This is a genomic window from Sphingopyxis sp. (assembly GCF_965227415.1).
Classification (GTDB): domain Bacteria; phylum Pseudomonadota; class Alphaproteobacteria; order Sphingomonadales; family Sphingomonadaceae; genus Sphingopyxis.
Window position 1 is genome coordinate 3,078,987 of sequence record NZ_OZ245749.1, and the last position, 14,453, is coordinate 3,093,439.

10 protein-coding genes are annotated in these 14,453 nt (G+C 63.3%); 7 read left to right on the forward strand and 3 right to left on the reverse strand.

What is annotated here, in order from left to right:
* The first annotated feature begins 34 nt into the window (after window positions 1-34).
* The 7 genes from ACO055_RS15055 (at window position 35) to ACO055_RS15085 (ending at window position 10,297) form a co-directional block, all read left to right on the forward strand.
* The gene (locus ACO055_RS15055; protein ID WP_422059649.1) at window positions 35-2,461 is read left to right on the forward strand and encodes a TonB-dependent receptor; all 2,427 of its coding nucleotides are present in this window, start codon (window positions 35-37) and stop codon (window positions 2,459-2,461) included.
* Between the two features lie 61 nt (window positions 2,462-2,522).
* Window positions 2,523-3,689: an NADH:flavin oxidoreductase gene (locus tag ACO055_RS15060; protein WP_422059650.1), complete on the forward strand. Its 1,167-nt coding sequence runs from the start codon at window positions 2,523-2,525 to the stop codon at window positions 3,687-3,689.
* 28 nt (window positions 3,690-3,717) lie between these two features.
* The gene (locus tag ACO055_RS15065; RefSeq protein ID WP_422059651.1) at window positions 3,718-5,145 is read left to right on the forward strand and encodes a hypothetical protein; all 1,428 of its coding nucleotides are present in this window, start codon (window positions 3,718-3,720) and stop codon (window positions 5,143-5,145) included.
* 32 nt (window positions 5,146-5,177) lie between these two features.
* Window positions 5,178-6,656, forward strand: coding sequence for an acyl-CoA reductase (locus tag ACO055_RS15070; protein WP_422059652.1), 1,479 nt, complete (start codon window positions 5,178-5,180; stop codon window positions 6,654-6,656).
* A gap of 30 nt (window positions 6,657-6,686) precedes the next feature.
* On the forward strand, window positions 6,687-7,916 hold the full coding sequence (locus ACO055_RS15075; protein ID WP_422059653.1) for a cytochrome P450: 1,230 nt from the start codon (window positions 6,687-6,689) through the stop codon (window positions 7,914-7,916).
* A 3-nt stretch (window positions 7,917-7,919) separates the two neighbouring features.
* A complete protein-coding gene (locus tag ACO055_RS15080; RefSeq protein ID WP_422059654.1) occupies window positions 7,920-9,359 on the forward strand; it encodes an aldehyde dehydrogenase family protein in 1,440 nt (479 codons plus the stop codon).
* On the forward strand, window positions 9,356-10,297 hold the full coding sequence (locus tag ACO055_RS15085) for an NAD-dependent epimerase/dehydratase family protein (RefSeq protein WP_422059655.1): 942 nt from the start codon (window positions 9,356-9,358) through the stop codon (window positions 10,295-10,297). Before ACO055_RS15080 ends, ACO055_RS15085 begins: the two co-directional genes overlap by 4 nt.
* A 15-nt stretch (window positions 10,298-10,312) precedes the next feature.
* Here the strand turns inward: ACO055_RS15085 and ACO055_RS15090 are convergent, their stop codons facing one another.
* From ACO055_RS15090 to ACO055_RS15100, 3 genes are all read right to left on the reverse strand, one after another.
* Window positions 10,313-11,452, reverse strand: a complete 1,140-nt coding sequence (locus ACO055_RS15090; protein WP_422059656.1) for an MFS transporter — start codon at window positions 11,450-11,452, stop codon at window positions 10,313-10,315.
* A 230-nt stretch (window positions 11,453-11,682) separates the two neighbouring features.
* Window positions 11,683-13,863 (reverse strand): molybdopterin-containing oxidoreductase family protein, encoded by a 2,181-nt coding sequence (locus ACO055_RS15095; protein WP_422059657.1) that lies wholly within the window; start codon window positions 13,861-13,863, stop codon window positions 11,683-11,685.
* Window positions 13,864-13,957: 94 nt separating this feature from the next.
* Entirely contained in the window at window positions 13,958-14,374 is a 417-nt protein-coding gene (locus ACO055_RS15100) for a GFA family protein (RefSeq protein ID WP_422059658.1), read from the reverse strand.
* Window positions 14,375-14,453 lie beyond the last annotated feature (79 nt).

Consider the following 14,453-nt stretch of genomic DNA (forward strand, 5'->3'; position numbering starts at 1 on the left):
TATTTTAAGCACAAACCTTATGGGAGGGGACAAAATGAAGACCACAGCAGACATGCGCCGTACCCGGCGCCAACTCGCCGCCGCCGGATCGGCAATCATGCTCGCGGCGATCCTCGCCGCGCCGGCCTATGCCCAGGAGGCCGCCGCAGACGTGACGCCCGCCGGTGCAGAAGAAACCAGGGGAGCCGAGGATATCATCGTCACGGCGCGGCGCCGCGACGAGCGCCTCCAGGACGTGCCGATCGCGATCAGCGCGATTACCGGTGATACGCTCCGCGAGCAGAATATCACCAATATCCAGGATGCGGCCAAGCTGGTGCCAACGCTTCTCGTCGGCCGCTCGTCGTCGGGTGCGGGGTCGGTCATCTATATGCGCGGCATCGGAACCGGGTCGCTCAGCCGCGGCTTTGAGCAGTCGATCTCCATCAATATCGACAACGTCCAGATCAGCCGCGGCAACGCCATCAACATCGGCTATCTCGACCTTGCGCAGATGGAGATCCTCAAGGGTCCGCAGGCGCTCTTCTTCGGCAAGAACAGTCCCGGCGGCATCATTACGATGACCTCTGCCGATCCGACCGACGAGCTCGAACTGTCGGTCAAGGCAGGCTATGATTTTGAATCGCGACAGGCTTATGGCGAAGCCGTGGCGTCCGGGCCGTTGACCGACACGATCGGCGCGCGGGTCGCCGTCCGCGCCTCCGACGCGCAAGGCTATTTTCATAACGACGCGGTCGCCTTCACCGACGCGCGCGGCCTGCTCATGGGTACGTTCGGCGGTCGCTACCCGCGCCAGCGCGAAATCGCCGGCCGCCTGACGCTCCAGTTCGAACCGAGCCCGGATTTCAAGGCCCGCTTAAAACTCTTCGCCTCGAAAAACGATGCGCAGCCGGTGATCCGCCAGAATCTCTACTGCCCGAACGGAACGCCGCAGCCCGTGTTCGGGGTGGTCGACCTGCGCGAGGATTGCCGCATCAATCGCAGCGTCTCGATCTACTCGTCGCCGGCGGCGCTGATCGTGGGTTATCCCGAGCCTCGCGATGGCGTGCCCTACACAGAAAATCGCGTGCTGTTGACGTCGCTCGACATGAGCTACAGCCCGGGGGATATCGATCTCACTTCGGTGACCGCCTATTTCGTCAACGACCAGAAGCAATATTCGACCTTCTCCTTCGGGCAGTTCGGGGCGAACGAACTTCAGAAATATTCGGCCTTCAGCCAGGAACTGCGCCTGGCGACGGACTTCGATTTCCCGCTGAACGCGACGGTCGGGACCTATTATCAAAAGACCAATTTCCCGGTCACCAACGCCGCGCTGTTTCAGAATACGCCGGTCGATCCGGTCACCGGCCGCCGCTTCACCGCGCAGCAGGACATGGATCTCGATACGCGCACCTATTCGGTGTTCGGCGAACTTTCGCTCAAGCTCGGCGACACGATCGAGATCAACGGCGGCGCCCGGGCAACTTGGGAGCGCAAGGATTTCGATTACACGCTGAGCTATGTCGCGCCGGCCCTGCGCGGCGCCTTCCCAATGGGCCGCAACGTCAACGATACCCTCAAGGAGAGCGACGTCTCGCCGCAGGTCACGATCGCATACAAGCCGAGCCGCCAGCTCACCATCTATGGCGGATACCGGACCGGCTACAAGTCTGGCGGCTATAACCAGAGCCAGTATCTGCGCAACGCTACGACGATCCGCGACCTGATCTTTCGGGCCGAGACGGCGTCCGGCTTCGAACTGGGCGCTAAGGGTCAGCTCGCCGACGGCCGCATGACGTTCAATGTGGCGCTCTATGATTACGACTACAAGAATCTGCAGACCCTTGTCTTCGATGCCGCGACCGTTTCCTACAATGTCGCGAACGCGGGCCTCTTGACGACCCGCGGTATCGAGATCGACACGAGCTACAATATTCTCGAAGGCGACAGCGACCTGCGCGTCAATCTCGCCGGCAGCTACAATGATGCGAAGTTTCACGACTATGTCGGTCAATGCTATGGCGGCCAGACCATCGCGCAAGGCTGCAGCCTGAACCCCAATGCCACCGGCGTCTTCACCGGCCAGGATTATGATGGCCGCACTCCGCCGCGGGCGCCCGAGTGGAGCCTTGGGGGAGGGTTTAATTTTGGAACGCCCGTCGGCGAGAATCTCCGCTTCAAGCTCGTGGGCGACGTTCGCTACACGAGCAGCTTCGATACGCACGACGCACTGAATCCGCGCGCGAAGCAGCCCGGCTACGCCCTAGTCAATGGAAGCGTAACGCTGGGACAGGAAGAAAATGGCTGGGAGCTTTCGCTGATCGGGCGGAATCTCACCAACAAGATAATCTATTTCGCAACAATTGATCAGACGGGGCAGGGGTCGGGAACGGGCACGGCGGCGAGCGTCTTTCCCGACCTCGTCTCGACCACCGAAGCGGGCCGTTCGGTGAGCCTGCAATTCAGTTATCGATTTTGACCTTTCCAGCCCTGCGGCGCGAGACCGCCGCAGGGCTGGATCGACGAAGGAGTAAGCAACGATGGCAAGCCTGGGCGAGATCCCGACCTCGGTCGCTACCGAGGCGCCGACGAGTCCCCGATCGACCGCGCCGCTCTTCAGGCCCTTTTCGCTCAAATCGCTAGAACTGAAGAACCGCATCGTAATGGCGCCGATGACGCGCTATTTCTCGCCCAGCGGCACGCCCGGCGACGATGTCGCGCGCTATTACCGCCGGCGGGCCGAAGGCGGATGCGGACTGATCATCACCGAAGGCACGACGATCGAAACGCGCGATGCCGGGGGCTACAAGGCGGTGCCGCATTTCTGGGGCGCTGCTGCGCTCGAAGGATGGCGCCGGGTCGCCGACGAGGTCCATGCGGGCGGCGCCAAGATCATTCCGCAGCTCTGGCATGTCGGATTGCAGCGCGATCCCGCCATTTGTCCCGATCCGGAACTCGTTGGCGTCGGTCCCTCGGGCCTCAACCGTCAGTTCGAGACCGTTCGCGACCCTGCAACCCCGGCCGAGATCCAGGAGATTGTCGACGCCTTCGCGCGCGGCGCGGCCGCCGCGATCGAGACGGGCTTCGACGGCGTGCAGTTGCACGGCGCCCATGGATATCTGATCGACCAGTTTTTATGGGCGCGCACCAATCTGCGCGACGATGAATTTGGCGGCAGCATCGAGCGCCGCGCCCGCTTCGCTATCCAGGTGGTCGAAGCGGTGCGGCGCGAGGTCGGCCCCGATTTTCCGCTCCTGCTACGCATCTCGCAGTGGAAAGGGCATGATTATGCGGCAAAGCTCGAAGATGCTCCCGAGCGCCTTCGGCAATTGCTCGCACCGATCGCCGCCGCGGGCGTCGACATGTTCGATTGTTCGCAGCGCCGCTTCTGGGAAGCCGAATATGCAGGGTCGACCCTCAATCTCGCGGGGTGGGTCAAGGAGCTGACGGGCGTGCCCACGATTACCGTGGGCAGTGTCAGTCTCGACCGTGACTTCATCGGCGGTGTGCTGCGCGCGGAAACGGCCGGCACCGGCGATCTTGGCCGGATCGACGAGCTGGTCGATCGGCTCGCACGGGAGGAATTCGATCTCGTTGCGGTCGGCCGCGCGCTCCTGTCCGATCCGTCGTGGCCCGAGAAGATTCGCGCGTCGCGCTTCGACGAACTTCAGCCCTTCGATCCGGCAATCCTCGCCACGCTAGAATGATGTGCCGTCGCGCCTTGAAAGGATCCAGATGACTGCCTCTCCCGATACTCTCGCTGATTTCATGACCGATCCGGTCGAATATTTCGACTGGTCGGCGACGCGCTTGTGGTCGATGCCCGATGCCGATCGCCAAGCCTTCCAGCTTGCTGGAATGAAGGCGCGCTTTGCGCAGCACCGCGATGCAATCCCCTATCTGAAGAAACTCGCCGATGCCGAAGGGGTCGATACAGTGGAGGATTTCGACGATCTCGTCCCTCTGCTGTTCGAACACACCGTTTATAAAAGCTATCCGGCCTCGCTTCTCGCAAAGAGCCAGTTCCGCTTGATAAACGGATGGCTCGAGAAGCTTACCACACTCAAGCTCGGGGACATCGACGTATCGGGCTGCGACAGCATCGACAGCTGGCTCGACGTCATGGATGCACAATCGCCGCTCGTCGTTCACCACAGCTCCGGTACGAGCGGCACCGTCTCGCTATTTCCAAAGGGCAAGCGCGAGGTCGATTCCTTCGGCAAGCAATATCCGCTGCGCTTTCAGACCTTCGGCGAGCCGCGGCCTGCTGATCCCAGCCCGAAAGCGCATGTCATCATCCCGAGCTACCGCGCCGGGGGCTCGGCGCATTTTCGCGTCAACGACGCCTATTTCAAATATATCGCCAAGGGCGACGAAGCCTTCATGCATGTCGCGCTTCCGGGCAAGATGAGCGCAGACATTCTCTACCTGGCGGGCCGGTTGCGCGCCGCGAAGGCAAGGGGCGAACTCGACCGGATCGAAGTGCCGGAGGCGCTCCTTTCGCGGCTCGAGCAGTTCGAAACGAGCCAGGCCGATCGCACGGCGCGCATGCACGCCTTTCTGGCCGACGTCAGCCGCGATCTGTCCGATAAACGCATCTTCATGACCGCGGCGCCGAGCTATCTGGTGCCGCTCGCCGAAAAGGGGCTCGCGGACGGGATGCGCCAGGTCTTCGCCCCCGATAGCTGCGTCTCCACCGGTGGCGGCGCCAAGGGGATGGTGCTTCCCGACGACTGGCGCGCGCGGCTCTGCGACTTTGCGGGGGTGCGGAACGTCCAGATGAACTACAGCATGACCGAGCTCAGCAGCAGCAATCTCGACTGCGAGCATGGCCATTATCATATCGCTCCCTGGGTCATTCCGTTCGTCCTCGACCCCGATACGAGCAAGCCGCTCCCGCGGACAGGAACGACCACCGGACGCATGGCCTTTTTCGACCTGCTTCCGGATATCCATTGGGGCGGTTTCATCACCGGAGACGAGGTCACCATGACTTGGGACAAGCCCTGCGCTTGCGGCCGGACGGGTCCCTATCTGGCGTCGCGGATCGGGCGGTTCAGCGAGCAGCGCGGCGGCGACGACAAGATTAGCTGCGCGGCCTCCTATGACGCGCATGAAGAAGCGATGGAATTCCTCGTCGGGATGCAATCGACCGCGGTGTGAAGCGCCGGCAGCAATGAGAAAGTGAATTCGATATGGCCTCCGTCCTGTATACCGAAACCCTGCCGCTCGCGCCGGCGATCATTCGCGGCGAGGTCGTTGCCTCCGGCCTCGTGCCGTTCGGCGGTCGCAACGGCGACCTTCAATTTGCGGCGCCCGATCCGATGTCGCTGCTCCGCCGGCTGCCGATGGGCAATCCCCAGCGCCTCGCCGACCTGCAGGCCATTCCCGTCGATGACATCGTCGAATATCTGCGCGCGCTGGGCGATGCGCTGACGCTCTCGCGCAACGAGCATCTTCAGGCATCGATCGAGCTCAGCATGCAGACCGCGCCCACGACGCCGCCGCTGGTGCGCAACCAATATGAGCGACTGCCCTCGCTTTTCACGCGTGACGCGCTCGAAGACACGATCGACCAGATCGGACGCCCCTTTCTCGAGGGCTGGGTCCATACGCGAACGGCCGAGTCCGGGGCGAAGCGGTTTGTCCGCGCATTCGGGGCGCGTTCGATCCATGTCGTCGCCGGCAACAGCCCCGTGCTTTCGGCAGTCACCGTCATTCGCAATGCCGTCGCGCGTAGCGACGCCATCATCAAGGCACCCTCGAACGATCCCTTCACGGGCATCGCGATCGCCCGAACGATGATAGACATGGCCCCCGATCATCCGATCACGCGCCACCTCAGCGTCGCCTATTGGCGCGGCGGCGACGAATCCTTCGAAAGCCAGCTGTACCAGCCGCATAATATCGACAAGATCGTCGCCTGGGGCGGCTTCGCTTCGGTCAAGCATGTGTCGCAATATCTTCAGCCCGGTCTCGAGCTCGTCACGCTCGACCCGAAGCGCAGCATCAGCATCGTCGGACAGGAGACATTCGCCGAGGAAGCGACGATCGATGACGCCGCGCAGCGCATTGCCGCCGATGTCGGCGCGCACAACCAGGAAGTCTGCGCCAGCGCGCGCGTCGTATATGTCCAATCGGGAACCGACGAAGCGGGGATCGCGCGCGTCTCGAATCTCGCAAAGCGCGTCTACGACCGGATGATGGTGCTTCCCGAACGGCTCAGCACTAAGCCCAAGCTCGGCATCGACCGCGAGCTGAAGAAAGCGATCGATGCAGCGTCAATGCTCGACGATTTTTATGAAGTGGTCGGCGGAAACGACGGCGAAGGCGCCATCATTGTCTCGAAACTCCCCGAGCCCGTCGATTTTGCGCCAACGCTGATCAACCGCGTCGCCAATCTCGTGCCGGTCGACAGTCTCGACGAAATTTATCCGAGGATCGACAGCTACACCCAGACGGTCGGCATCTATCCCGAAACGCTCGCGCCGCAGATCGCCGACAAGGTGGCGATCGCGGGCGGGCAGCGACTCGTTTCGCTGGGTTTCGCCGGGGCGACGATGACCGGTTTCGGCGGCCCGCAGGACGGGCTCGAGCCGACCCGGCGCCTCGTCAAATGGATTTTCCGCGAAGAGGTCGACCCCGCTGTTACCCGCCCGCTCTGGGCAGATTGACCCGGCGGCAGCAACTCATGGAGAGAGCATATGGAAACCCTGGTTAGCGCGGTGCCGCCGCATGTCGATCCGGCGCTTGTCGTCGATTTCGATATCTACCGCGATGCGGGACTGCTCGAGGACGTCCACCTCGCCTATTCGGCGTTGCAGCGCCGCGTGCCCGACGTCTTCTACACGCCGCGCAACGGTGGCCATTGGGTCGCGACGCGGCATGACGTCATTTCCGAGATCGTCCGCAGCCCCGAGCATTTCTCGACCCAGCAGATGAATATCCCTTACAATCCCAACCCGCCGGTATTCATCCCGCTGTCGCTCGATCCGCCGGAGAATATTCCCTTCCGGCAGCTGCTCCAGCCCATCTTCGCCGCCAAATCGGTTCGCGAGATGGAGCCCGATCTGAAAGCCTTTGCGGACGAGCTTATCGACCGGGTTGCGGACAACGGCGAATGCGACTTCCTCGAAGACATTGCCGCCCATTATCCAGTCGGGGTGTTTATGCGGCTGATGGGGCTGCCGATGGAGAAGCATAGTATTTTCCGCCGCCTTGCCGAAGAGCATTTCGCCGTTTCCTCGCCCGAGGAAATGCGTGCTTCGATGGCGGACATCACCAGCGAGCTGGGCTTGTGCATTGCCGAGCGCCAACGCGAGCCGCGCGAGGATCTTCTAAGCCAGCTCATCGCTGCCGAGCTCAAGGACGGCCGCCGCCTCACCGACAGTGAATTGATGTCGATGGTGCAACTGCTCTTCCTGGCCGGACTGGACACGGTGACCAATGTCATGACCTTCGGCTGCCGCCATGTCGCGCGCGACCCCGCCTTGCAGGAACGGCTGCGCGGCAATCCAGCCGACGCCGGAGCCTTTGCCGAGGAAGTCATCCGCATGTTCGGCGTCGTCAATACGCCGCGCCTCGTGGTGGAAGATATCGATCTCGCCGGCGCGCGCTTCCGCAAAGGCGACATGGTGCTGAGCATCCTCAGTCTCGCCGGCCGCGACGACCGCCACAATGACGATCCGCTCCGCTTCGATCTCGACCGCGAAGCGCGAAGCCATCTGACATTTTCGACCGGACCCCATCTTTGCCTCGGCCATGCGCTCGCCCGCACCGAATTGCGGATCTTCTACGAGCAATGGTTCAGCCGCATGCCCGAATTCCGCGTCGCCGATGATCGCAATCCGGGCAGCCGCGCCGGACTGGTGATGGCGCTCGACAGTCTTCCGCTTCGCTGGGACGCCGCCCCTGCGGAAGTTCGCGCGGCCTGATCGATGACGTGCATCGAAACACGCGCCGCCGCCCTGCAACTGACGATCGCCGGACGCGGCGTCGATGGGAAGGGGGCCGCGCTCGATATCGTCGATCCGTCGACCGGCGCGGTTTTCGCGCAGGCGCCTTGCTGCTCGGTCGAACAGCTTGACGAGGCCGTTACCGCCGCCCGCGCAGGCGCCCGCCTGTGGGCCGCTGTTCCCTTCGGCGAGCGCAAGGCGAAGGTCGCGGCCATCGCGCCTTTGATCCTCGCACACGCCGAGACCTTCATGGACCTGCTCGGCCAGGAGCAGGGCAAACCCCGCTGGCTCGCCGAGGGCGAAGTGCGCGGCGCGGCGGCATGGGCCGCGGCGGCGGCGGATTTCGTCCTGCCCGAGGAAAGCATGGAAGATGGGCGCGGAGGCATCGTTACCATCCAGCGCGTGCCGGTCGGTATCGTCGCGGGGATCATTCCCTGGAACTATCCGCTGCTGACGGCGATCATGAAAATCGTCCCCGCCCTGACCGCGGGCAATGCGCTGCTGTTGAAGCCCGCGCCGACGACGCCATTCTCGGCGCTGTACCTCGGCGAATTGCTCCGCGGCCACTTCCCGCCCGGCGTGCTGAACATATTGAGCGGGGGCGATGCGCTCGGTCCCATGCTTGTCGAGCATGAGGGGATCGACAAGATTTCCTTCACCGGATCGACCGCCGTCGGCAAGAAAATCATGCGCGCCGCCGCAGACCGTCTGAAACGCGTGACGCTCGAGCTGGGCGGCAATGACCCTGCGATCATCCTTGCCGATGCCGATATCGCCGCCGCCGCCGAACAGATTTTCTGGGGCGCGTTTCGCAACTCGGGCCAAGTGTGCGTGGCGACCAAGCGCGTCTATGCCCATGCGGATATTTTCGACGGCCTGTTCGCGGCCTTGACGAAACTGGCCCGCGAGATACCAATGGGGAGCTGGACGGACCCCGAGGCGCGTCTCGGGCCGATCCAGAACAAGGCGCAATTCGACCGGGTGAAGGCGCTCGCCGATGGTGCCCGCGCTGCGGGGCTCACGCTTGTCGAGGGCGCTGCCGGCGGCAACGCCAACGGATATTTCTTTCCCGTCACCCTCGTCGAAGACCCGCCCGAACAGGCACCCGTCGTCCAGGAAGAAGCTTTCGGGCCGATCCTTCCGGTGATGCGCTTTACCGACGTCGAGGATGTGATTGCCCGCGCCAACGGCACCCGCTTCGGCCTCGGAGCCTCGGTCTGGTCGCGCGACGTGGAAGCGGCCCGCAAGATTGCCGCGCGGCTGGAAAGCGGGACGGTCTGGGTGAATCAGGCCGGGGGCGGCGGACCGACCCAGCCGCTGGCCGGTCATAAGGAGTCGGGCATCGGCGTCGAGAATGGCTCGATCGGCATGCTGGATTATATGCTGGTGCGCGTGACGACCGTTCCCGCCGCGACGGCATGATTCGGGGCAAGCGTATCGTCCTGACGGGACTCACCGGGCGACTCGGCAGCGCTATCGCCGAGGCGCTCGCGGCGGACAATGAGCTGTTCGGGCTGGCACGCTATTCGGCGCCGGAGTCGGAATCCTATTGGAAGGCTCGCGGTGTGCACACGGTGCGCTGCGACTATGCGAGCGGCGATTTTTCCGGGGCGCCCGAGGCGGCAGACTATGTGCTCCACGCGGGCGTTTGGACCGGCGAGGGCAGCGCTGGCGGCGAAGCCGGCCATGCGATGGTGCAAAATGCCGAGGGCACGGGTCTTCTCATGGCCCGCTACCGCGGCGCCGCCGGCTTCCTCGCCTATTCGACCATGGGTGTCTATCATCCCGACCCGCCGGCCCGCGGCTATGGCGAGGACGATGATCTGGGTCCGGGGCCCGCAAGCATCAACTATACCGCGAGCAAGCTCGCTGCCGAAGGCGTGGTGCGCGCCTTGTGCCGCATCTATGGCGTCCCCACGACGATCGCGCGGCTGACCTGCCAATATGGCGAGCATGGCTCGGGCGGCATTCCCAAGATGTTCGCGCTCGATCCACTGGTATCGGGGCAACCGATTGTGGTTGCTCACGATGGCGAAAAATTGCGCTCGCCGATCCATAACGACGATGTCATCGCCTTCATCGAACCGATGCTCGCTGCGGCGTCTGTTCCTGCCACGATCGTCAACTGCGGTGGCGACGAGCCGGTCAGCGTCGAAGCCATGGCGCGCGAGTTTGCGCGGCTTACCGGAATCGAACCACTCTTTGCGGTCCGCGACCCTTACCCCTATCCCTACGGCCATCTCGATCCCGCCCGACGCATTGCGATCACCGGTCCATGCAGCGTGCGCTGGACCGATGGGATGCGTCGGCTCCTGCTCCACTCCTATCCGCAACTTCTGGTCGGCGACGCGACTGACTAAACTGCGGATTGCCGATCAGCCGTGTGCCGAAGTCTCGCCGGCACCGAAGTCGGGAGCCCGGCCGAGCAATAGGAGTAGCGACGCACAAACGAGCAATGCCGGTATGGCGAGGTGGAAGAGTAGCTGATAGTTACCGCTACTATCGTAGATCAGGCCAGCAACCAATGGTCCGGTCCCGGAACCCAAGGCAATCAAACCGACAACCGTACCCCAGAGAAGACCGTAATTTTTTAGCCCGAAATAGCGCGCCGACAGATAGGCAAGCACATCGATCTCAGCGCCGATCGCCAGTCCGAGCAGCGCCGCAGCGGTCGCTGCCCATAGCACTGAACCATCGTATCCTAGCAGTATGATGGGCGCGAACACCGGAATGCTGAACGCCAGCAGACCGATGATGCGCCCATCGATGTGATCGAGCGCCACGCCCGTTACGAACCGCGCAATGAGCGCGGCAACGCCAAAAGCCCCAGCCGCCGCCGCTGCCGACGCGCGATCGAGACCGCCACCGGTCACGATCGGCACAAAATGGACGAGCATTCCGGTCCCAGCAGCGGTCGCCAGGAACCCTGCCGTCGCGAGATGGATGAACGCACGCGAGCGAAACCCATCTGCGGCGGAGAGCCCCGGCCGCAGGCTCGGGTCGATGGCGATCTCGTTGCGCGTACGTCGCAAGTCGCTCGCGTCGAAGAACAAAAGCCATACCAACGGCAGGATAACGAAAAGTCCAAGTCCTCCAATCGCCAGATAGGCGCTTCGCCAACCGTGAAGTCCCGTCAGCCAGTTCAGGATGGGAGGGCCGATCATTGATGCGATGCCGCTGCCGCAAAGCGCAAAGGCGAGGGCAATGCCGCGATGCCGCTCGAACCGACTGACGACGGCCGCCGACCATACGGTCGGCTTGATCAGGATCGAGCCCGACGCCACGAAAAGCCAGCCAAGCCACCAGGTCCAGATGGTCGGACCGGCGAGCGGCAAGGCAAGCATCGCGACCGAATAGAGAAACACTCCAGTGAGCGCGATCCGCCGCGCGCCGAGCCGGTCGATGAGCCGTCCGACGAAGGGTGACCCGATAACGGTCGTGACGCTGACAATCGTGAGGCCCGAGGAGATCGCAGCACGCGACCAGCCATATTCCTGCTGGATCGGCGCGATCAAGACGCCGAGGCTATAGACGTAGAGCGTGCCCAGACCGAGCCCGACGCAGGCTGCGAATACGACCGAGGCGCCGGCATCCCTGATCATATTCATTCCCGTTCCCAGTCTCGCTTGCGCCGCCCGAGCGGCGCGCAATGCGAGTGCCTATTTTCATACATTTTATGTGATTTGTATCAGGGTAGCGCCGCGCCTTGTCAAGCGGACTTGCGCCGCGCACGATCGGCCAGCCATCAGTGCATGGTGGAAGGGGCGAGACTGAGTTCGACATCGAGACAGTCGATCAGCGTCATGCCTGTCGAGCGTTCCGTCCATTCGGGCCCAACGCCGAGCAGGATGTTCATATTCTCGCCCGCGGTGTGGTTCGCACGGTCCCACCCTGCGCCATGGCCCCAACCATGCGGGTAGCAGATCGTGCCGCGCACGATGTCCGGGGAAACCTCGGCCTCGAACGCGACCGCTCCGTTCGGCGATCGCACGCGGACGATATCGCCCGTCATGATCGAGCGGGCCTCCGCATCGGCGGGATGAACGAGCAGGACGGGTCGCTGCGAGCGGACCAGCTTATCGACATTATGCATCCACGAGTTCATCGAACGGATATCGCGCCGGCCGATAAGGCGCAGCGTCGCGGCGTCCCGGGGGGCTGAGGTTTCGGCCACAAGCCGCGCGATTTCCTCGCCGATCAGCGGGTCCCAGAGCCGAAGCAGGCCCTCGTCGTGACTGATCCGGAGGCGCCATTCATGCGCGTCGTCGGGCAGATCGTCGACCATCACGCCATGCGGAAAGTCGAGCAACCGCTCGCGCGACCAGCCGTCTTCGCGTTCGCCGAACCGGTCGCCCACCGGCCCTTCGCGCAGCATTGCGTCGATCTGGTCGCGCGGTGACGGCAGATTTCCGGCTTCGGCCAGCGCGATCTTCTCCGCCGAGGCCGTCGGCGCCGCCATGCCGAGGCGACGCGCGATTTCGCAATAGATCCAATATTCGTCGCGGGCTTCGCCCTGGGGATGAACCACGGCTTCGCTATATTGGAGGAATGGCGACTGAAGCTCGCCAAACGCGACGAAAGGCCAGTCGCCGCGCTCGAGAAAAGTGGTGGTCGGAAGGATATAATCGGCGAAGGAGTTCGTCTCGTTGCGGTAGAAATCGAACGATATGAACAGGTCGAGGGACGCCAGGGCCTGCTCGAGTATCGCGCCACCGGGCGCCGACAGGATCGGGTTGCCCGAGGACATGAACAGGGCGCGGACACGGCCCTCGCCGGGCTCCAATATGTCGCCGGGCAGGACGGCGAATGGCATCTTTCCACCGATCGAGGGAAGGTTGCCGATCCGGCTGAACGGTGCGCCATAGCTCCCGCTGAAAGGCTTGGCCGTCGACGCGAGCATCTGCTGGCCGAACCGTGTGCCCCCCGGCGCACCGTAGCGAAGCGTGACGGCGTTCATGACGCCGAGGAGAAAGGCGCCAAGCATCCCGTAACGGCCGCGGCACAGTCCGAGTCCCCCATATACCGTTGCCCGGCGCGCGCGGGCGAAGTCCGCGGCAAGCTGGCGGATCGCCTCGGTCGCAATCCCGGTCCGCGCCGCTGCGGTCTCGAGATCGATCCGCGCTACTGCGGCCAGAAGATCGGGCCAGCCGCTCGAAATTTTCGAGATTTCCGCCTCGTCGAGAAGCCCATCCTCCGCCATCGCCTTGAGCATCGCGAGGAGAAGCCAGACGTCGCTGTCGGCCTCGATCGGCATATGCTCGTAGCGCGCGGCGGTCTCGGTGCGCCGCGGATCGACCACGATGACGCGTCCTTTGGCCGCGACGCCGTCCAGATCGTGACGGATGCGCGGAGTGCACATGAGCCAGCCATTCGACACAAGAGGATTGGCGCCCATGATGATGAGAAATTCGCAATGCGCGAAGTCAGGGAATGTGACCGGGAAGGGGGCGCCGTGCAGGATATTCGTCGCCACCATCCGCGCGTTCGTGTCCTGCGATCCTGCGCCATAGGACTTGTAGCTTCCCAAACCGCGCATGAAGTCGAGAAAGGTCATCACGCAGTCGCTCGAAAAAGCGGTCGGATTTCCGAAATAAGATGCGATCGCCCCGTCATCGCCCACCGACTGAATCTCGGCAATCCGGCGCGAAATGTCGTCGAGCGCCTCATCCCAACTCACTTCAATGAATTCGCCCGGAGCGCCGGAGCGCTTAAGCGGACCTGGCACGCGATCGGGATCGTGCGTCACGCGGTGCATGTTCACGCCTTTGACGCAGGCATGTCCTTGCGAGAGCGGATTGTCCTTGTCGGGCGCAATCGACTCGATGCGTCCGTCCTTGACCCGCGCGACGAGGCCGCAATGGGCCTCGCAAATTCGGCAAAATGTGGCGTGATTACCGTCGCGACCGGTCTCCGGATTGCGTGTCACGAGCCTCTCCTTGCATCGCTGTGAGACGAATTCGGCTCAAACATGATACAAATTAGACTGAAAGTATAGGTAAACTGCTTCGCCGCCGCCGAAGCTAGGATGCGTTTCGCGGGAATTGCGGCAGTCCCGGAGGGATATCGACCCACGGAAGCGCCGATTCGGTCCAGACATGCAGCGCCGGAACGAACTGGCCCGGGTCGTCCGCCGTGCCCGCCTTGACGATCGCGATTTTCGGCGACGCCGCCGAAAGCGACCGGATCGGCGATCCGCAAGTGGCGCAGAACTGGCGCAGCACCGGCGAGCCGCTCTCGGTATCAAGATCCTCATAGGTCGCAAGCTCGCCGGTCAGGCTCATGGCGTCGGCCCGGACCACGACGTTGACCGAAAAGGCGCTTCCCGACTGGCGGCGGCAATTGGCGCAATGGCACACCGCGACGGCGAGCGGCTTGCCAGCGAGGCGATAGCGTAGCGCCCCGCAATTGCATCCGCCTTCGGTTTCGCCCTTTGACATCCTTCATCTCCCACAATCGGCTTTTCGGGTTGCACAATTATCTAATGACATTAGTTTGTAAAGTCGGGAAGCCAATCGA

Excerpts from the sequence above, each read along its gene's own strand:
- ACO055_RS15100 (WP_422059658.1), bottom strand. The coding sequence starts at position 14,374 with ATGTCAAAGGGCGAAACCGAAGGCGGATGCAATTGCGGGGCGCTACGC.
- ACO055_RS15080 (WP_422059654.1), top strand. The coding sequence starts at position 7,920 with ATGACGTGCATCGAAACACGCGCCGCCGCCCTGCAACTGACGATCGCC.
- ACO055_RS15060 (WP_422059650.1), top strand. The coding sequence starts at position 2,523 with ATGGCAAGCCTGGGCGAGATCCCGACCTCGGTCGCTACCGAGGCGCCG.
- ACO055_RS15085 (WP_422059655.1), top strand. The coding sequence starts at position 9,356 with ATGATTCGGGGCAAGCGTATCGTCCTGACGGGACTCACCGGGCGACTC.
- ACO055_RS15070 (WP_422059652.1), top strand. The coding sequence starts at position 5,178 with ATGGCCTCCGTCCTGTATACCGAAACCCTGCCGCTCGCGCCGGCGATC.
- ACO055_RS15065 (WP_422059651.1), top strand. The coding sequence starts at position 3,718 with ATGACTGCCTCTCCCGATACTCTCGCTGATTTCATGACCGATCCGGTC.
- ACO055_RS15055 (WP_422059649.1), top strand. The coding sequence starts at position 35 with ATGAAGACCACAGCAGACATGCGCCGTACCCGGCGCCAACTCGCCGCC.
- ACO055_RS15075 (WP_422059653.1), top strand. The coding sequence starts at position 6,687 with ATGGAAACCCTGGTTAGCGCGGTGCCGCCGCATGTCGATCCGGCGCTT.